11 protein-coding genes are annotated in these 21,040 nt (G+C 33.8%); 5 read left to right on the top strand and 6 right to left on the bottom strand.

Going from position 1 to position 21,040, the window contains the following annotated elements; all coding sequences use genetic code 11:
* Positions 1–53: 53 nt before the first annotated feature.
* The gene (locus O99_RS06210) at positions 54–1,934 is read left to right on the top strand and encodes an ABC-F family ATP-binding cassette domain-containing protein (protein WP_174377797.1); all 1,881 of its coding nucleotides are present in this window, start codon (positions 54–56) and stop codon (positions 1,932–1,934) included.
* Between the two features lie 109 nt (positions 1,935–2,043).
* On the opposite strand, the gene bafA (O99_RS06205) is transcribed toward O99_RS06210, so the two are convergent.
* The 4 genes from bafA (O99_RS06205) to O99_RS06190 all read right to left on the bottom strand — a co-directional run bounded on the left by bafA (O99_RS06205) (position 2,044) and on the right by O99_RS06190 (position 12,433).
* On the bottom strand, positions 2,044–4,044 hold the full coding sequence (bafA, locus tag O99_RS06205; RefSeq protein WP_084155977.1) for a BafA family autotransporter: 2,001 nt from the start codon (positions 4,042–4,044) through the stop codon (positions 2,044–2,046).
* An 87-nt stretch (positions 4,045–4,131) separates the two neighbouring features.
* The gene (gene bafA, locus O99_RS06200) at positions 4,132–6,915 is read right to left on the bottom strand and encodes a BafA family autotransporter (protein WP_167884997.1); all 2,784 of its coding nucleotides are present in this window, start codon (positions 6,913–6,915) and stop codon (positions 4,132–4,134) included.
* A 475-nt stretch (positions 6,916–7,390) separates the two neighbouring features.
* Positions 7,391–9,808, bottom strand: coding sequence for a BafA family autotransporter (bafA, locus tag O99_RS06195; RefSeq protein WP_035007283.1), 2,418 nt, complete (start codon positions 9,806–9,808; stop codon positions 7,391–7,393).
* 726 nt (positions 9,809–10,534) lie between these two features.
* On the bottom strand, positions 10,535–12,433 hold the full coding sequence (locus O99_RS06190; protein ID WP_035007281.1) for a BID domain-containing T4SS effector: 1,899 nt from the start codon (positions 12,431–12,433) through the stop codon (positions 10,535–10,537).
* A gap of 518 nt (positions 12,434–12,951) precedes the next feature.
* On the opposite strand from O99_RS06190, the gene O99_RS06185 reads away from it, so the two are divergent.
* Positions 12,952–14,238 (top strand): MFS transporter, encoded by a 1,287-nt coding sequence (locus tag O99_RS06185; RefSeq protein WP_035007279.1) that lies wholly within the window; start codon positions 12,952–12,954, stop codon positions 14,236–14,238.
* Here O99_RS06185 and O99_RS07160 read toward each other — a convergent pair.
* Positions 14,235–14,501: a hypothetical protein gene (locus tag O99_RS07160; protein WP_035007426.1), complete on the bottom strand. Its 267-nt coding sequence runs from the start codon at positions 14,499–14,501 to the stop codon at positions 14,235–14,237. The two genes, O99_RS06185 and O99_RS07160, sit on opposite strands and share 4 nt — an antisense overlap.
* Before the next feature lie 151 nt (positions 14,502–14,652).
* Positions 14,653–15,102, bottom strand: coding sequence for a DNA polymerase III subunit chi (locus tag O99_RS06175; RefSeq protein WP_035007277.1), 450 nt, complete (start codon positions 15,100–15,102; stop codon positions 14,653–14,655).
* 701 nt (positions 15,103–15,803) lie between these two features.
* On the opposite strand from O99_RS06175, the gene lptF reads away from it, so the two are divergent.
* The 3 genes from lptF to O99_RS06160 all read left to right on the top strand — a co-directional run bounded on the left by lptF (position 15,804) and on the right by O99_RS06160 (position 20,947).
* Entirely contained in the window at positions 15,804–16,952 is a 1,149-nt protein-coding gene (gene lptF, locus O99_RS06170; protein ID WP_035007424.1) for an LPS export ABC transporter permease LptF, read from the top strand.
* Between the two features lie 527 nt (positions 16,953–17,479).
* Positions 17,480–18,571, top strand: coding sequence for an LPS export ABC transporter permease LptG (gene lptG, locus O99_RS06165; protein ID WP_035007276.1), 1,092 nt, complete (start codon positions 17,480–17,482; stop codon positions 18,569–18,571).
* Positions 18,572–18,577: 6 nt separating this feature from the next.
* Positions 18,578–20,947 (top strand): LPS-assembly protein LptD, encoded by a 2,370-nt coding sequence (locus O99_RS06160; RefSeq protein ID WP_035007275.1) that lies wholly within the window; start codon positions 18,578–18,580, stop codon positions 20,945–20,947.
* Positions 20,948–21,040 lie beyond the last annotated feature (93 nt).

Genomic DNA, 21,040 nt, shown 5'->3' with positions numbered 1-21,040 from the left:
AAAAATTGAATAAATGAGCTTATTAGAAAATCATGTAAAGGAAACTTTTCACTATGTTGGTCTTGAATGATATCACAATCCGAATGGCTGGATACCTTTTGATTGATCGCGCTAATATTGCAATCCCTTCTGGCTCAAAAACTGGATTTGTTGGGAATAATGGAACTGGTAAATCAACTCTTTTTCGTATTATTATAGGTGATATTTCTCCTGAGAATGGTGAAGTTCTCATACCACAAAAAGCGCGCATTGGTTTAGTTTCCCAGGAAGCACCAATAACCGAGCAATCCTTGCTCGAAACTGTTTTAGATGCAGACAAAGAACTTATTAATCTCCTCCGTGAATCAAAAACAGCAACTGACCCAATACACATTGCTAACATTTATACACGTTTAAGTGATATTAACGCTCATTCGGCAAAAGCACGCGCTAGTAAAATTCTTTCTGGTCTAGGATTTGATCCTCATACACAACAAAAACCTCTATCCTCTTTTTCTGGTGGATGGCGCATGCGCATTGCATTGGCAGCTGTACTTTTTACTGAACCTGATCTTTTACTCCTCGATGAGCCAACAAACTATCTTGATATTGAAGGGACTTTATGGCTCATCGAATATATACACCAATATCCTCATACAACTATTCTCATTAGCCATGATCGCGACTTCTTAAATAAGACTGTTAACTCTATCATGCATCTTGAAAATAATAAGCTTACCTTCTGGCGTGGTAATTATGATCAATTTAAACAACAAAAAGCGGAAACTATTAGATTACAACAAAAAGAACAGGCAAAACAAGAAGCACAAAAAAAACATATGGAGGATTTTATTAACCGTTTTCGTGCAAAAGCAAGTAAATCGCGACAAGCACAATCACGTCTTAAAGCACTAGAAAAACTTAAACTAATCACACCTTGGGAAACAAGATATAGTCAATCTTTCACTTTTCCGATAGCTGATAGACCTGTAGCCTCCCCTATTATTGCATTATCAAATATAAATATTGGTTATGAAAAAGGGAAACCTATTCTTAAAGAACTAAATTTGAGAATTGATAATGATGACCGTATCGCTCTTTTAGGTTCAAATGGAAACGGTAAATCAACTCTTGCCAAATTACTCGCAGGCCGTCTTCAACCAGAACAAGGAACAATAACACTCGCCCCCCATCTAAAAATTGCCTTTTTTACACAACATCAATTAGATGATCTTATACCAGAGCAAAATGCAATAGAACATATGCGCTATCTAATGCCAGAACAGTCAGAAACCAAAATACGCTCTACATTAGCACAGATGGGACTATTAACAGAAAAAATGATGGTAAAAGTTAAAGAGCTTTCAGGAGGTGAAAAAGTACGCTTACTTATGGGACTTATCGTTTTCAAAAGTCCCCATCTTCTTATCCTCGATGAACCTACCAATCATCTTGATATTGATAGTCGTGAAGAACTAATCCATGCACTCAATAATTTTAATGGAGCAGTTATCCTCATTTCTCATGATCGTTACCTTATTGAAGCAACAATGGATCAATTTTGGCTTGTAAAAAATAAAACTGTTCTACCTTATAAAGGTGATATCAACACTTACCGCATAGAAGTTCTTGGCCTCTCCCCCAAAAAAGAAACAAACACTTCTCCTAAAAAAGAACATTTTCTTTCTAAAAATGAACAAAGAAAAATCAATGCGCAAAAACGCTCTCTTCTTGCACCACTACGCAAACAAATCGCTGAAACTGAAGCAGTGATAAATTCTCTTCAAAAACAAATTAAACAACTCGATGAAGAATTAATTCCTGCTTCTTCGCATCATCAGTTCTCTGAAAAAGCAAAAGAACGTGCTAAAGCAGTAAAAAAACTAGAAGAATCTGAAGCACTCTGGTTTGCCTTATCTAATCAATATGAAACAAAAAATCATACAAAAACATAGCTCTCCTACCATTAGCTTTCTTGCTTGACGGAATAATAGCTCTTCATAGAAAAGATCTTTAAAACTTCTCACACAATAGAGGCTATAATCAACAAAACAGAGCGAGCTCTTAAAAACTATAGCGTAACCCTACAATACCTTGAAGGGACTGTTCTACCTTATGCCCTTTGAGATACTGAGTTTCAGCATAAAGCGATAAGTTATCACCAATAAGGCTATGCAAACCAATTCCTAATTTTCCTGCATCTCTCGATAAATCAGTGATAAATTTATGCTGATTATTAATTGTCGTATGATTCCTATCTATATATTCACGTAACCAAGCCGTTGTTATATAAGTCATTAAGTGAGCGTCATCATTCAAATTAAACTTATGACCAACAGATAATCCAGCTTCACTGCGCAATGAAGTAGAACTATTCACATTACCAACCATCTGATTAGAAAGCTTTACTTCCTTACCCGAAACACGGACTCCTGTTAGTTGAGTATAAGGCTGTATCCAGGTATCTGGTGCTACATTAAAATAATACCCTGCTTCAAATGAAGTCCCTATTGCCCATTGGTTATAATCACCTTGAACACCCAAACCATTTGTCGAAATAGCCTTTAAATTATTTGTGTAATAATTATATTTTAAAACGCTATCTAAATACCACCCTTGATTATCAAAATAAGTCGCATAAGCCCCGGCACTATAAGTGTCCATATTACTGACACCGCCTCGTGCATGGGTAATACGCGCTTGATCATAACTTCCAAAACCACCAATGTAAAAATCCCCTTTCATCAGTTCTTGCAGCCAATCAACACCTAATATGATACCTGTCTGATCAAGTCTAAAATGCGTATGACCTGTAGCCAAACGATCGCGACCCTTGATCCCATACGTCCAGAAAGCCGTATTCTTCTTGTTCCTGCCTAAAATACCTCTTCCAACACGCAAACTTTGCAACTCATTATTAAAAACAAGTTCAGGAGCTACTGCCAAAGATAACACTGCATCTGTCGATGGTGTCGTAGATGGAGTTGGTGTTGGCAACAGATCTAAATCTGGATTTGGATCTGGAGCCGGATCTGGAGCCGGATCTGGAGCCGGATCTGGAGGAGTTGGCTTATCAAAATGATCTGCTGCTAAATACCAAATCTTGCTAGCATCATCTTGTCTTTGCTTTAAGGCATACATATAAGTGCCACCGTCAACAGCATTAATCTTTACACCAGAAAGATCCACTAAAGTAAAATGAGAGCCTGCACTTTTATCAGTAACCAAATCACGGTGCTGTGAAAGAGGATTGGTAATTTCAGCACCTGAATCAGCTACGCTTATCATGTGATGACCATCACCACTTTCAATAAAAAGATAATCACCGCGATCCTCTGCAATAGTGGTATTAAATCTAAAATGTAAACTTCCTAATTCACCAGAAAGCTTCTCAATATAAAGATGAGAATAACGGGGTTGAGCTTGATCAGGAATAAAACTAACAGTTCCCTGACCACTTAATTTCTTAATCAAAGCGCTATCTTCATCACGTGCACTAATAACAAATAATTCTGTCTCTTTTCCTTTTAAAATAAAGTTTTCTATTGTAGAGCGATGCTCTTTATCTCCAGCATAAAGAAGAAACTTTCCAAAATCATTAATTGTCGTATCTCCTTCTAATGTTGCACCCGCATATGCCCATGAACTCGCACGATCATTAACAGTTAGACCATATACATAACCATCCTTATATATTTCTTGAACAGCATTATCATTTAAAGTAACAGTAATAGCTGTACCTTCTGCAGAAACGCGCTGTCTTCCATTCCTAAAAATTTCAGTATTTACTGCAGTCCCCCCCTCTTCTTGATTACTTTTTGCATAAAGATTTTGTATGCCTCCTTCCATCACTTTCGCATTCCATACCACCTCGCTTCCAGATACATTCTGTTCTCCTCTTATATAACCTTGACCATAAGGAAAAGTTTTTAAATCATTTGAAGATGTAGATAGCAATACCGGTACAGGTGCTTTCACTTTTGTATCGATATTAGAATTAGATGAAACAGCTTGTACAAGAGAAATATCTATGACTAGCATCGCAGAAATTAATTTATAGCGCATTATTCAAACTCTACTCTTAAAAGTTGGCGAATTCAGTAGCCTCAATCACCATAAAACATACCAAAAATCGAGACTGAGACTATTTTTTTAAAAACTGTAACGCAATCCTAAAACACCTTGAAGTGATTGCTTTGTCTTCTTCCCCCTGAGATAATGAGCTTCAACATAAAAATTCAAATTCTCATTAATAAAACTATTCAAACCAATACCAAGTTTGCCAGAATTACCAGATAAATCAGTCTTAAATTTATGCTGTTTATTAATTATTGTGTGATTATTATCTATATATTCACGTAACCAAGCAGTCTTTATATAAGTCATCATTTGAGTGGATGTACCTGAACTCAATTCATGCCCTATAGACATCCCAATTTCGCTACGCAACGAAGTGTATGGACTAATATCACCTGTCATTTCATTAGAAAGTTTTACTTCCTTATCCCCAACCTGCAACCAAATTAACTGACCATAAGGTTGAACCCAAGTATCTTCCACTAACTTCACATAGCGTCCCGCTTCAAATGAAGCACCTATCGCCTTCTGATTATAATCACCTTTGATATTTATACCGTTCGTTGATATGGCGTGAAGATTATTTTGATAATGATTATATTTTAAAACGCTATCTAAATACCAATCACGATCACCAAAATAAGTCACATAAGCCCCAACGCTATAAGTATTTACACGACTAATACCACCCCGAGCATGAACAATATCTGATTGGTCATAACTGCCAAAACCACCAATATAAAGCTGCCCATTCATTAGATCGCTTAACCAATCAATTCCTAGCATTATACCAGTTTGATCTAACTTAAAATTCGTATGACCTGTAGAAAGATGTTCTTTACTCTTGATCCCATATGTCCATAAAGAAGTGTTTTTTTTATTTCTTCCTATCAAACCCCTTCCAGCACGCAAACTTTGTAACTCATTGTTAAAAATAAGCTCGGGAGCTACCGCCAAAGATAATAACACATCTGTCGATGGTGTCGTAGACAGAGCAAATGTAGATATCGGATCTAATATTGGCAACTCTTCCTCTATTGGCAACTGTTCTTCATTATCTTGATTAATCATTTGATTAATCAATTGTGTGGACTCTTGTTCTCCTAGATCTTCTAAATCTTCTAAATCTTCTAGATCTTCTAAATTAATATCTTCTTCTAGAGGCAAATGACCTGAGTAAGCTGGAATCTCTTTATTAACATCAATCTGTTGTCCCGATGTATATAGAATCACTTCAAAATCAGGAATTTGTGATTGCTCTGAATTCAAGACTGGAGAACCACTCAGCACTGGATAACCATCCACATTAACATCAATCTGTTGTCCCGATGTATATGGAATCACTTCAAAATCAGGAATTTGTGATTGCTCTGAATTCAAGACTGGAGAACCACTCAGCACTGGAACTGGATGCACTGGATAACCATCCACACCACTATCATGAGACTGTAAGACACGTTTTCGACTTTTTGGTTCAGCGCTTTGATCGTTCTTATATAAAATGGCTGACCGAGGAGGACGAGATCGAGGCTCTGAAGATTTAGGAGAATTTTTGTGACTTTTTGATTTACCATTATCCGCCTTACCATTAGAAGTAGATGATAAATCTAAATTTGGTTTTTGAATTAAACGTTTAGAAGGAGCATTTATATGACGAGGTTGGCCAGTATCTGCAGACAAAGCCCAAACCTTCCAATTTCCACCTTTGCTCCTCTGTTGCAAAGTATACATATAAGTTCCGCCATCAACTGCATTAATTGTTTTACCGGCCTTATTTGCTAAAGTGAAACTCGCTCCCCCATTTTGACTTTTATCGGTAACTAAATTAATCTCAGCAACACGAGCATGCTTTTGCGAAAAAGAATCTGCAATTTCACGACCAGAATCAGCAACACTTATTGTATGGCTACCTGAGCTATTTTCAATTAATATATAATCACTTCCCTCCCCAACATCACTAATATTAAAATTGAAATGTAAATTCCCTGAAAGTTTCCTAACATTAAGTTTAGAATGACGTTTATCATATTCAACAGAGGAAAAACCTACTGTTCCACCATTCCCACCTAAATCTTCAATCATAACCTCAGAACTACGACTGCCATTCTGCATACCAATAGAAAACAATCTTTCAGGACTTCGCCCTTCGATAGTAATATCTTCTTTTGTAATATGACCTCTATCATCACCAGCATAAAGATAAAGACGCCCTTGACCATTAATTTTTGTTGCCCCTGTCAAACTTGTACCAACATATACCCATGATTGCGCTTGATCTTGAATCGTTAAATTCTTCACTGTCCCACCAGAATATACGACTTGAAGAGCTTGATCCTTCAAGGTAACTCCTGAAGCTTCACCTCCCGCTAAAACAAATTGTCTACCATTCGAAGAAACTTCAATACCTGATGCGTAACCACCTTTTCCTGTCTTTCCTTTATAAAGATATTGTATGCCACCTCCCATGATTTTTGTATTCCATGCTTCCCCACCATCATATAGATTTTGTTGCCCGACACTTCCATTTATACCAGAAACCGAAGATTCATATGCACTACTTCGCTTACTCACTATACCCAAAAGTCTATTGCTTTCTTCAAAAACAAACTGCAAACCACCCTTAACTTGAGTGTTCATTGCAGTGGCTCCACGCGTAATGACCTGTTTTCCACCTTTACCAACAATGGCATTCATTGAGGTTCCATTATTTTCAACAACCTCAACACCGCCCTCTTCAATTTTGGTATTCATACTGATACCCTGAGTAACAATTGAAGAGTTTTTCAATACCTTTCCCTGTGTAAGAATAGAGGAAAAAGCTTTTATTACTTCACTTAAGTCCAAAGATTCATCAGACATCTCCTGCATTTTCTCCCGCGCGCTTACACTTTGTATGAAAAAAGTACTGACCATTAATACTGAAAAACTTAATTTATAATATTGCATGATCTACACTCCATCACTGAAAGCTAGATTAACGTCTCCCGACTATCAAATAGCTCATTCTATTATATCATAATGTGTTTTATAGATATCATAATGTGTTTTATATTACAACATAATAATATCTCACAAAGCGCAATGATCATAAATAATGTTGGATTATCAGAACAATAGAAAGAAAAATATATGCAAATTATGTATTTCACAAAACAATCAAAATGAATTTAATAAACAAAACTGATCTTGCATATAAACAAAACTGATCTTGCATATTAGAATACAAAAATATCTCAATATCTGTATCTTCTCAAAAAGAGTTTTCTGATCATTAATATCTGGCTTGTAAAAAATACAATTCCAAAATGATCAGAAAACAAAACAGAGCGAGCTCTTAAAAACTATAGCGTAACCCTACAATACCTTGAAGGGACTGTTCTACCTTATGCCCTTTGAGATACTGAGTTTCAGCATAAAGCGATAAGTTATCACCAATAAGGCTATGCAAACCAATTCCTAATTTTCCTGCATCTCTCGATAAATCAGTGATAAATTTATGCTGATTATTAATTGTCGTATGATTCCTATCTATATATTCACGTAACCAAGCCGTTGTTATATAAGTCATTAAGTGAGCGTCATCATTCAAATTAAACTTATGACCAACAGATAATCCAGCTTCACTGCGCAATGAAGTAGAACTATTCACATTACCAACCATCTGATTAGAAAGCTTTACTTCCTTACCCGAAACACGGACTCCTGTTAGTTGAGTATAAGGCTGTATCCAGGTATCTGGTGCTACATTAAAATAATACCCTGCTTCAAATGAAGTCCCTATTGCCCATTGGTTATAATCACCTTGAACACCCAAACCATTTGTCGAAATAGCCTTTAAATTATTTGTGTAATAATTATATTTTAAAACGCTATCTAAATACCACCCTTGATTATCAAAATAAGTCGCATAAGCCCCGGCACTATAAGTGTCCATATTACTGACACCGCCTCGTGCATGGGTAATACGCGCTTGATCATAACTTCCAAAACCACCAATGTAAAAATCCCCTTTCATCAGTTCTTGCAGCCAATCAACACCTAATATGATACCTGTCTGATCAAGTCTAAAATGCGTATGACCTGTAGCCAAACGATCGCGACCCTTGATCCCATACGTCCAGAAAGCCGTATTCTTCTTGTTCCTGCCTAAAATACCTCTTCCAACACGCAAACTTTGCAACTCATTATTAAAAACAAGTTCAGGAGCTACTGCCAAAGATAACACTGCATCTGTCGATGGTGTCGTAGATGGAGTTGGTGTTGGCAACAGATCTAAATCTGGATTTGGATCTGGAGCCGGATCTGGAGCCGGATCTGGAGCCGGATCTGGAGGAGTTGGCTTATCAAAATGATCTGCTGCTAAATACCAAATCTTGCTAGCATCATCTTGTCTTTGCTTTAAGGCATACATATAAGTGCCACCGTCAACAGCATTAATCTTTACACCAGAAAGATCCACTAAAGTAAAATGAGAGCCTGCACTTTTATCAGTAACCAAATCACGGTGCTGTGAAAGAGGATTGGTAATTTCAGCACCTGAATCAGCTACGCTTATCATGTGATGACCATCACCACTTTCAATAAAAAGATAATCACCGCGATCCTCTGCAATAGTGGTATTAAATCTAAAATGTAAACTTCCTAATTCACCAGAAAGCTTCTCAATATAAAGATGAGAATAACGGGGTTGAGCTTGATCAGGAATAAAACTAACAGTTCCCTGACCACTTAATTTCTTAATCAAAGCGCTATCTTCATCACGTGCACTAATAACAAATAATTCTGTCTCTTTTCCTTTTAAAATAAAGTTTTCTATTGTAGAGCGATGCTCTTTATCTCCAGCATAAAGAAGAAACTTTCCAAAATCATTAATTGTCGTATCTCCTTCTAATGTTGCACCCGCATATGCCCATGAACTCGCACGATCATTAACAGTTAGACCATATACATAACCATCCTTATATATTTCTTGAACAGCATTATCATTTAAAGTAACAGTAATAGCTGTACCTTCTGCAGAAACGCGTTGTCTTCCATTCCTAAAAATTTCAGTATTTACTGCAGTCCCCCCCTCTTCTTGATTACTTTTTGCATAAAGATTTTGTATGCCTCCTTCCATCACTTTTGTATTCCACACCACACCACCTTCATATACATTCTGTTCTCCTAGTATATCACCTTGACCATGAATAATAGTACCGTCAGCAAAACTCTCTGTTATTTTTCCTCCAACATCACCTTTCCCATAAACAAACTGTTTACCACCATAAATTTTCGTTCCCTCTGTTTTTCCCCCATACTTAACCTGTTGTTGTCCATTTGTGTAAATAACAGCATTTCTTGAAAAACCTTGTTTACCCTTGAAAGTTACAACAGTTTCAACACCACCACTTTCAATTTTAGTACCTTCACTCAAACCACCTCCATAAACATAAAGCTTTCCAGAATTTCTAATTATGTTATTGATTGACTTACCTGGATTATCTTGCTGGCCAACATTTCCAACATAGATTTCATTATTATTCTCTATTACGAAATTTTTTAAAATTGCTCCATCTTCAATAATAGTGATGTCACGTTTTCTAATGATCTCAGTTTTTTTTTCTTTCTCATTATCATACTGATCATAAACAACACTCCCCCTATAACTGCCATCCAATCTTTGCATTTCATTCTTATCTGCATTTGCAACTCCCACAAAAGAGCTACTGATTATAAACACCCAATAACCTAACTTCCATTTGTATTGCATAACTACATCCTTACTATTCCGTCTTGAACAAACTACTGAGAAGTAAATAGCTCTGCAAAAGTACATTTCAACCATAACCCATCAAAATTTACCAAAAATGTTAAAGTGTACAAACCTTTAATAGCTTGTATTGTAAAATACAAAACGATCCCATTAACACTCTATAAAAAGCATCTTTCAACAAGCATATATTTTTATTGCTTTATCTTTTTAGGAAACATTTTCCAGAGTTAAACAATATAAATTTGATGTTTTTTAAACATCAAAACATCAAATTATTCATTCTTGTCATTAAGTAAAAAACATATTGTATATAAAAACACGCTATGCTGCATTCATAGTGCAATATAATTAATGTAGATAACTTTAAAAGAAGACTTTTACGAGTATTATTAAGTAAAATCGATCCGATACAAATAAATCAATATGCGACAATACAATACATGAATAAACTCACTGTAAATCAATACAGAATATGCTAACTAGAACTAAATTACATCCTGTTAATATATGGTCTGTAAAATTTATGACAACTGCTAAATTTTTATATAATTAACTATTTCAATCAGTAAAATAGACGTGTACCCATCCACCTATTCACTGCACTCATTCGCAAAAAATTCTTCTGCTTTAGGCTAAAATGAATTGAAACTTTTTAAAAAACAGATCCTCTGTTTTTTAATACTCTCCACACATAAAAATGAAGATGCAACAACTTCTTACAATTTAATTGGCTTGCACTATAGCTGTATTTTCCGAAAGACTAACGGAGAGAGTTTTTTTAAGATCCAAATACAATTTTTCAATCGGTTGAACGATTGTTATAATTTGCTTTGCTTTACTCTCTGATACCCCCAAACTTTCAGCAAGCTCTGCATAATTATTATCATCAAGTGCTTTATACTCATTCAATGAAAGACGACTCATGATTCCATGCATAAAATCAAAACATTCCTGACGTAATGAAAGAGAAACCTCAAGCATTTCTTTTCGCGTGTCTTCTGGCAAATTTAAAATATCTTGCATTTCCTTACTGGGCATTTTTACAGATCTACTTGAAATACCAATTTGTATTTCTTGTTGTTCTAAAATTCGATCTCTAGCCGATATTACAATATCTGCATACCGAACAATTGCATCACTAAGTGCAGCACAAGACGCTTTAGCTTCTTTTCGCTTTAAATTCCTGATACCTAACACCTCTAAACCTGCAAGGCGAGAAATAGATTGAGGAGATTCCATAAACTTTTCTGCAAGCTGTTTTGCAAACTGTCTTGCAAGCGCTTTATCAAAACATGAAAATTTATCAATTAATTCGATATCTTTTTTAAAGATTGCCGGATTATTATAAACAAGTTTTAAATAATACTCAACATCTTTCCAGCTTCTTTGAACAGAGAAATCTTTTTTAACTTTCTCAGCAATTTCTTCTCTTGTCAAAGGAACACATACTCTTTTTGGAATGAGAACATCTTCAAAAACCTTAGGTATTACAGCTTTAAAAGCAACTGTATCACCTAATTTTAAGGCTTGTAATTCTTCTGGCATAAAACAATCTTTGTGGCACACGACACAGCAATCTGGTATTTCGACTAGAACCGAATTTGAACTACGGCCTCTATAAATACCGTTATAAACCACATCTTTACGAGCAACTACAATAATCTGTTTTTCTACACCTTTATACTTGTTATTGCTAACAAACTCTTTTAGCATACACACTTTGTTTGGATCAGAAATATCTTCAAACAAATGCTCCATAGGAGTTAAAGCGTATATATCACCTTCTAATGTTTCCGAAGCATGGCTAACAAATTTCATGCGCTCTTCTGTTACAACCGAAAAATCGAGTTTATAACCAACAGCGTTAGCAAGTTGTTCAAAAAACACCTTTTGCGTACATTCATTCCCCCCTACAAAAGGACATACATAATTAAGAAAAGAAAACATTCTTGCTACATTATGAGCAAATTCTTCAGATGATAAACCTCTTAGATTATTCTTCTCAAAAAGAATGTTATCAATTTTTTGCAAACTTTCCTGAATTTCCTCACTATCTTGAATTTCATCATTATTTATAGAGCTCAATTCTCCCATTAATGACAACTTAGCATTTATTCTACTATCAGAAAATTTAAGCTCGTCACGAGTCTTTCCAGCCCAATCAAAAATATTCCCGAATAAGCTCTTATGAAGACGTTTTAGATAAGAAGTGTCAAATTGTTCTGGTACCTTTTCATAAGACAAATTAACAATTGCTTTTGCGACATCGTGTGCAATTTTGTCACGAAGAGCAACTGTATCTGTTATTCCACATTTATTTACCAGAATTCCATATTTATTTATCAGCTTTTTTTCAGAATAGCTTGAATGTTCCTTTTGTGCCTTTACTTTAATGAGTTTTTTCATAGAATTATCCAACTGACTATTAAGCTGCTGTAGTGAATAATCCCCGTTCACATATTCTTCTAAAATACCTAAAGTTTTAGAGTTAAAAGTATATCCCTCAATCATATGCGCACTAATCACTGAATTTACTACTTCACGACGCTTTTGTATTAGGCACCGAGGCGTAGCATAATCCGTCTTATAATTTGAAATTATCTTTTTTTTGCTCTTGAACATTAATGAATCCTTGTTAGGTAAATTTTTCTTCTTTCTTTTTAAAATTACTATTAACTCTCTTCACATCGCACCTAGAACATAAAAAACATCTTGATTATACTTCTAATACTGCATACGTTCGAAGTAAATCATCAAAAAAATTTTTGACTAGTACTAAATAATTAAACATGAATTCTCAAATTTTTTAAAATACTTTAAGACTAGTGATTACAATTCATACTAAATTTTATACATTTTGATTTTTTAATCAAAATTAAAAACATAATCAAGTCAATTTTACTTATAAGCGACGTTTGATTACACTGATCACTCACTCTTTTAAAAGATTAAATGTAATTATTACAGACAAAGACAACTCTATTGATGCGGATATATAGTCCTTCATTTTCATTTATATATTTTAAACATCCACAGCAATAATTAAAATCGGTAGTGATAATGACTCGACACTGATATGAATTTTTTATAATTATAGATGTTTTGTAATTCAATTTCACACAAAAAGGAACTTTCTATCCATGTCTATAAGTATAGAAAAATGCAACACTAACCGAGAATCTTCACCCAGTCGAATTTTGTTCGCGAGTTTTATCGGCACAACAATAGAATACTTTGACTTTTATGTTTTTTCAACTGCTGCAGCTCTCATATTTCCTCGATTATTTTTTCCATCCCAAAATGAGCAGCTCGCTATTTTGCAATCCTTCCTTATTTTTGGTGTCGCCTTCATATCACGCCCTATAGGATCAATTATTTTTGGTCATTTTGGTGATAAAATTGGACGGAAAATAACGCTGATTGCCTCTCTTCTTACAATGGGTATTTCAACAATTATTATTGGTATTTTGCCTACTTATGAAACAGCTGGATGGATCGCTCCTTTCCTTTTAACAATATGTCGTTTTGGACAAGGAATCGGATTAGGAGGAGAATGGGGAGGAGCTGTGCTGCTTGCGACAGAAAATGCTCCCCCAGAAAAACGTAGTTGGTATGCAATGTTTCCGCAATTAGGGGCTCCAATTGGCTTATGCATATCTATTATAGCTTACTTAGCACTATGGCATACACTTGATGAAGAGCAACTTTTCTCATGGGGATGGCGTATTCCTTTTGTTGGCTCAATTGTCTTCATTATTTTAGGATTATGGCTTCGTATGTCGATCAATGAAACAATTGAATTCAAAAATATCGACCACGAAAAAACCTCTAAAATACCTGTTCTAGATGTATTCTTCAAACACCCACGAATTTTGTTTCTTGGTACATTTTGTAGCATGACAATTCTTGTATTATTTTACTTGGTTACGACTTATTTGCTAAGTTATTCAACAAACCATCTGCAATTATCATTTAATCAAGCACTTCAAGTAGAAATGATCGGCGCTGTTTTTTTTGGTATTTTTACTGTTCTTACAGGAAAAATTGCTAATCATGTTAACCGCAGAAATTTGATGATTTGGGTTACAATAGCTACCGGTATCTATTCCTTTGCAATTCCTTACTTTTTCGATAATGGAATTTTAGGTATTTGTGCAATGTCTGTTATTGGTTTATCTCTCATGGGAATGACATATAGTCAGATCGGCGCAGTTCTTTCATCAGCATATCCAACAGAAGTTCGGTATAGCGGTGTTTCTATAACCTTTAATTTAGCTGGTATTTTAGGCGCAGCTGTTGCACCTTATATTGCAGAATATCTAGTACAACATTTTAGTGTTTCTTATATTAGTTATTATCTCTTCGTATCTTCTTTTATCTCACTCGTTTGCTTTATTGGTTTTAAAGATGAAGAGATATCACGCTAACATACAATAATAATGAATAATAAAACTAATATTAGCGGCAAAAATGCCGCTAATTTCATTTTTAAAGACATCGGTTTAGGTGTAATCCACCACAATATTCCAGCAAATAATAAACAAAGGAAAAAGAATAAGATATCGATAATAATACTAATATAAGAGACAGAAAATATCTGTGATAGAATATTTGTTGTTCCCAACCATGAAACACAAAAAAAAGCTAATATTACAGCCCATAGAATAAGTAAAATTCTGTCAAATATCATTATCATTCCATTTGAATATTTTAATCTAAGGCTATATTTTAGCGCTCCTAAAAAAATCATAAGAAAAATTCAATCTGATTATTTTGTAACCAAGAGCTCTGATTTATGAGAGTTCAATACTAAAAAAATCAAAATAAAGATATCCTATACCTCAAACCTTCTGCTCCCAACGATAATCTTCAGTTTGCTGCCAATAAGTTAAATTATAATTTTTTGTTTTATAGTCTTTCCACTGCTCACGAATAAGATTCAATTGCGTATCATTATGACCATCAAACATAATCACAAGTCGTTGATAAATATCAACATCTGAACAAACCGCTCCGTCTATAAGAAAGCGTACTTTTGAATCATTCGGATTTTCTTGTCCTGTAGTAAGAAACACAGGCTGCAAATCTGGATACTTATCATATTCTGTCCCATGCCCAATAAATGATTCATCGGCATAAACCCATAAACAAGTATCTATAAAATTGCATTGTTCTTTATTCATACATTGTATTGTTATTCTACCAAAACGCTTCAATGCACGCTCTACTAACACAGGCAAAGTCTCTTTTAAAGTTGACTTTGTTAAATGATAGAAAAGAATATCAACCATTTTAATCCTCAATATTTTTCATTATAAAGTGCTATTAGAGCTTCAGTATTTTGATACGATAAAGTAAGTTAGAATTAAAATCTCGTTTTATTCTAATGATTATATTCTGAAAAATAATGTCATATATTAATATTTATAAAATCATATTATTCTCGTACAAGTCAGAAAATAGAATTATTACAGCTGCAATCATAGCTTTTCTTTTTGCATTTTTTAATAGAATTTTTTCTTTTACGTATCATGCAGCTAATTTATATAACTTTTAAAAAGGAATTTTTATTTACCCCTAATCCCATTTCTTTAAAACATCCACAAATATAAAAAGCCCTTAGAACAGTGCTCTGTTTATAGAATAACAAGCTAACATCACCATTATATTTTACTAATTCCTAATATTATAATTTCGTTGTATTTAGATATTGCAGACAAAACATCTTGCATCCTTTCTCAAACAGATTTTATTCATATACTAGTCTCGTTACGTAATGCATACATAAAACATCTTGTTAATTAAAAATCAGAGAGACTGGAAACTTATTATTCAAAATAATAAATAAACTGCCTGTATGACTATAATCATTTTCTATTGCTCATAGGAAAGATGCACAAAAAAACAGTCTTTAAATTTTGACTATATGTTTAAACTTAACGCATTATAGAATATCACTTTTGAAGTGAAAATTGAGGATAATATTTATTCTATGCGGATTTTTGAATTATATATATTAAAACGCATTTTTATTCTTTTTAGTGCTGTGCTGCTTGGAGCAGTTGGCATCAGTTGGACAGTACAAATTCTTGCACGAGTCAATTTTCTTACAACAAATGGGCAAACATTCTTAACAATTTTATATTTTTCATCTCTATTAATTCCTTCTGTTACTTCTCTTATCATGCCATTCGCATTAGTTGTTGCAATTACAACCATCCTTTTGACAATGAATCAAGATTCAGAATTAGCTGTTATCAGCGCCTCAGGCATATCCAAAAATATTGTTTGGAAGCCAATTCTTCTTTTAGCAATTCTGGCTTCATTTACTTCCTTTTCCATTACTAATTTTATTGCCCCTCACGCGCGTCTTAATATGCGACAAATATTAGCAAGTTCTCATTCCGATCTTATTAGTCTTTTCATTCGTGAAGGTAGTTTCCAAGAATTAACTAAAAATCTTTACATAGAAATTGGTGAACGAAATGCAAACGGAACCATTGGCCGTCTTTTCATTGCTGATCAGCGCGATCCTCAGCTTGGACTTTTTTATTATGCAACAAAAGGAGCTATTGTTAACAATAAAAAAGGTAAATTTTTAATCCTTAATGATGGCGAAATAGAAAGAATTGATTATAAAAATGATAATGTTTCAATTATCAAATTTAGCTCCCATACTTTTAGTCTAAGCGAATTTATTCCCAATAAGAAAACACCTAATATTTATCCTAAAGATCGGCCTCTTTCTTATTTATTCAACCCCAATCCAAGTGATCCTCATTATCAACGAAAACCGCTTCAATATAGAGCTGAGTTGCATCGTCGTTTCACAGAATGTCTCTATCCTATTGTTTTTGCATTAATTGCAATAGCCATAGCAGGAGATGCACACTCATATCGACAAGCGCGCATCTCTGCGACTTTTTCTACAATTACTTTTTCCTTATTGATTTATTGGTTAGGATACTTTTTTGCACGGAAAACAGAAAATAACCCTTCTTATATTCCACTACTTTATGTCATTCCAATAGGAATAAGCTTGCTTACCTTTTTTATGCTACTAAAAGACTATAAAATTGGTATCCTTGAAAAATTTAATCATGTCATTCAAACAATTTTTCAAAAAATTATAAAAAATTGATTTACAAAAATAATTCTTCTTTTATTCAAACTGAATTATAGCTCACATTCATGATAGTGAATCAATATGGAAACGATTAATAATAGCTAAGTTTCCTACTATGCATTTTTCTATCTTTAATCTCAATGTAGCAGTACTTTATTATACCAAGGAATTTTCTATAGATAACACCGATACAAAATACAGAAAACTGATTAAATCTAAATTATAATTATAGGAAGTTATCATTTCTGACAAATTACAAGATCTGTTTTTATATAAAGTAGATTATGCAAAATCTTTAAAATTGTCAGTATCTAAAATTTTAGATTATGTAAAATCATTTATACACTATAAATCAAAGTGATAATAAATTAGTAAAATTTCAAACTACTGAATTCTTAATTAATGCTTTTTAATATTGTAGTAGAATATATCATGCACTTTACGAACTCTCATGATAAAGCTTACTTCGCATTTCATTGAATATTCGCATGCATCATGATATCTACACATCAAAACTCTTACTATCTCTCGGATAAGGTATCATGATTGGATTGACGCTCGGACGATATTTTTTCATGCTTTATCTTAAAACAGTCTGTTTTTTCCTCTTGGGTGTCTTTATTCTCGTCCTCTTAATCGACTTTACAGAAAACTCTAGCAAACTAGCGTTACTTCCTCATTATACAGCAAAAGGAGCATTCCTTATTTCATTGCTGCGAATTCCCTTAATTATGCAACAACTCTTTCCCTTTATTGCATTATTTTCTGCAATAACAATGCTTATCTCCCTTAATAAAAAACTTGAACTTGTTGTTGCTCGTTCAATCGGTATTTCCGCATGGCAATTTCTCGCACCAGCTTGTTTTGGAGCTTTTCTTTTCGGATTATTCTCCATTCTTTTCATTAATCCACTAGCTGCATGGAGCTCTTCCCAAGCAAAAAAAATGATAGCAGAATGGCGTAGTAATAGTGCCCAAATATCTACCACTGACACGCGTATTCCATGGTTAACACAACACACAAATTTAGGAAGAATAACCGTTGGTGCTAAATCAATCATATATCAAGATCTTTCTCTTATTGATGCAACCTTTGTACAATATAATGAGAATGCAACAGTAAAAAACTGGATTAATACTAAAAAAGCAACATTGACAGATGGTGCTTGGTTATTAACAAATGGGACAATCTATAAGATAGGACAAACTCCTGAAAAATTTACTGAATTACGAATAAAAACTCACTTAAAGCCTGAGTTTTTAACTGAATATTTAACCGATCCTATAACTATTCCATTTTACACCCTACCAAAAAAAATTGCTGTTGCACGCTCACTTGGTTATTCTGCCAATAAATTTGATATGCATTTACAATCACTGATTGCTTTACCAATGTTACTTGTGGCAATGACTCTTATTGCAGCAACTGTATCACTAAAAATTCCACGCTTTGGACAATCGAGAACATTAATTCTTGGTGGTGTAATTGCAGGATTTATACTTTATGTTATTTCTATGCTCGTTCAAAGTTTTGGTAACGCTGGTTACATTCCACCAATCATTGCTGCTTGGGTACCAGTTATAGTGGCATTGTTTTTTGCAATATCCTTTTTACTTTATACAGAGGATGGTTAAGTAAAAATGTTAGCAAATAAAAGGAGAATTTTTAAAACACTGAGAATATTGGTTATAAAAAGCCTCATCAGTTTTTCTGGAGGTGTTCTTATCTCTCATTCTACAATAGCACAAAATTCTAATCCTTTTTTTCAAAATCATCCACAGAATACAAAAAGTCCTTTCTTACTCTCTGCTGATAAACTTATTTACAATCGTGATGCAAACACCATTTCTGCACAAGGAAATGTCCAAATTGAATATGATAGTAATAAAGCCGTCGCTCAAAGAGTCACTTACAATCAAAAAACAGGACGTGTCATAGCTCAAGGAAATGTTAAGATTACTCAAAAGGATGGAAATAAAATCTATTCTCATTATATTGATATGACAAAAGACTTTGGAGAAGGATTTGTAAATTCTTTACGTATCAAAACAACGAATAATACATACTTCACAGCTGAAAATGCTAATCGTAACAGGAACCAAATAACAATTTTTAACAATGCTATTTATACAGCATGTGAACTTTGTCATAACAAATCAGATGGTGCAGTCTCGTGGCAAATCAAAGCAAAAAAGATCATATGGAACAATGTCAAAAAAACAATTCGATTTGAAAATAGCTATTTTGAAACTTTCGGCATCCCAATTTTATATTTTCCAACGATTGAACTTCCTGATCCAACAGTAAAACGTATAAGTGGTTTTCTTGCTCCTCGCTTTTTTTATGCTGATAATCTTGGTATTGGCGTAAAAAACTCTTATTTCTGGAACCTCTCACTCTACAATGATTTCACACTTTCTGCTACAGTTTATACAAAACAAGGACTTTTAAATGAAGGTACATGGCATCAACGTTTAAAAACAGGCTATTATAACATCCATTTTGCTCATATATACCAAACCAATCCTTACAACTTCGATAATGATAGAGTTGATTCACAAAATACTAATCGTTATATGATAGCAACAAGAGGTAATTTTCGTATTAATTCGCGGTGGATTTACGGCTGGGATGCCTTTGCACAGTCAGACAGAAACTTTAGTCGTACATACAAACTTGAAAATTATAGCGACCCTGTAAAAATTTCTCAGTTTTATTTAAATGGTCTTGCAGACAAAAATTATTTTGACATGCGTTTTTACCATTTCAATATCCAAAATTCACTGCTTAAAAACACCCTCAACGATCGTCATTCCCAGCAAGCATGGGGCCTACCTATCATTGATTATTCTTTGACACCAAATAAATCAATTTACACTGGAAATCTTACCTTCCGTAGTAATATACAATCAATTTATCGTCGTCATAATGACTTTAATAATACACATTTGCCAGATTACCCTAGCAATACTCTTCAACTCTCCGGTATAGCTGGAAACAGTTTTCGTTTAACAAACGAACTAGAATGGAAAAAACGTTTCAATACCAAAAATGGTTTAATATTAACGCCTATCTTTGCCTTACGAATTGATACAAGTGCAATAAATACTCACAATAACTATATTGCTAGCATAGAAAATGTCTCTTCGAAAAATTTTAATATTGCTTCCTCAACAATTCGTAGTATGGCAACAGCAGGCTTGGAGTTACGGTATCCTCTTCTTATTACTACTGAAATATCCACACATATACTAGAGCCAATAACACAAATTTTTATACGCAATAACGAACAATATGTAGGACAATTACCAAATGAAAACGCGCAAAGCCTTGTATTTGATACAACCACCTTATTTCAACGAGATAAATTCTCTGGTTATGATCGTGTAGAAGGCGGCACAAGAGTAAATATAGGTCTTAGATATTCCGGAAGTTTGAATAATAATTGGTCACTTTATGGACTTATTGGACAATCATTTCATCTCGCAGGAAAAAATTCGTTCGCAGAGAAAGACTTTGTCAATTTAGGTGCATACTCTGGTCTTGAAACAGCACACTCAGACTATGTGACAATGTTTGAAGCAAATCATACTCATGGCTTTTCTATAGCATCTCGTGGACGTTTTGATAAAACAACAGGGAAAGTCCGCCGTAGTGAATTAGAAGCATCACAAAAATGGTCTAATCTTTGGACGTCTATGCAATATGCTTATATTTCACATCAACAAAATGATGAATATACGCAAGATCAGCAAGAGATTTCTTTTCAAGTGGGACTTAAATTTTCCAACTATTGGTCAATTAATAATAATGCTAGTTATGATTTAATATCTAATGCTTTTGTAAAACAAGGAATAAATCTAAGTTATATAGATGAATGCTTTGGAATAACGATTGGTTATCAACAGGTAAAAAATCCAGAGAGAAATATGACTTTTAAAAACTTTAATGTTTCTTTTTCATTACGTACTATCACAGCTATTGGCAAAAAAATAAAATCAGATTTATAATAGAAAGTATATCAATCTTAACTTATCATTGTTTTTATGCAGAAAAACATATATTTTGGGTAATAGATGAAAATTGATTGTAAAGGTTTACTT

Origin of the sequence: Bartonella rochalimae ATCC BAA-1498 (assembly GCF_000706645.1) — a bacterium.
Lineage (GTDB): Bacteria > Pseudomonadota > Alphaproteobacteria > Rhizobiales > Rhizobiaceae > Bartonella > Bartonella rochalimae.
Note: the sequence above shows the minus strand (reverse complement) of the source record. Positions and strands in the feature narration are given on the sequence as shown.

What these genes read in the sequence shown, in the direction of transcription:
- O99_RS06160 (WP_035007275.1), top strand. Translation starts at nt 18,578, where the DNA reads ATGTTAGCAAATAAAAGGAGAATTTTTAAAACACTGAGAATATTGGTT.
- lptF (WP_035007424.1), top strand. Translation starts at nt 15,804, where the DNA reads ATGCGGATTTTTGAATTATATATATTAAAACGCATTTTTATTCTTTTT.
- O99_RS06190 (WP_035007281.1), bottom strand. Translation starts at nt 12,433, where the DNA reads ATGTTCAAGAGCAAAAAAAAGATAATTTCAAATTATAAGACGGATTAT.
- O99_RS06185 (WP_035007279.1), top strand. Translation starts at nt 12,952, where the DNA reads ATGTCTATAAGTATAGAAAAATGCAACACTAACCGAGAATCTTCACCC.
- bafA (WP_084155977.1), bottom strand. Translation starts at nt 4,044, where the DNA reads ATGCGCTATAAATTAATTTCTGCGATGCTAGTCATAGATATTTCTCTT.
- bafA (WP_167884997.1), bottom strand. Translation starts at nt 6,915, where the DNA reads ATGTCTGATGAATCTTTGGACTTAAGTGAAGTAATAAAAGCTTTTTCC.
- O99_RS07160 (WP_035007426.1), bottom strand. Translation starts at nt 14,501, where the DNA reads ATGATATTTGACAGAATTTTACTTATTCTATGGGCTGTAATATTAGCT.
- O99_RS06210 (WP_174377797.1), top strand. Translation starts at nt 54, where the DNA reads ATGTTGGTCTTGAATGATATCACAATCCGAATGGCTGGATACCTTTTG.
- O99_RS06175 (WP_035007277.1), bottom strand. Translation starts at nt 15,102, where the DNA reads ATGGTTGATATTCTTTTCTATCATTTAACAAAGTCAACTTTAAAAGAG.
- bafA (WP_035007283.1), bottom strand. Translation starts at nt 9,808, where the DNA reads ATGCAATACAAATGGAAGTTAGGTTATTGGGTGTTTATAATCAGTAGC.
- lptG (WP_035007276.1), top strand. Translation starts at nt 17,480, where the DNA reads ATGATTGGATTGACGCTCGGACGATATTTTTTCATGCTTTATCTTAAA.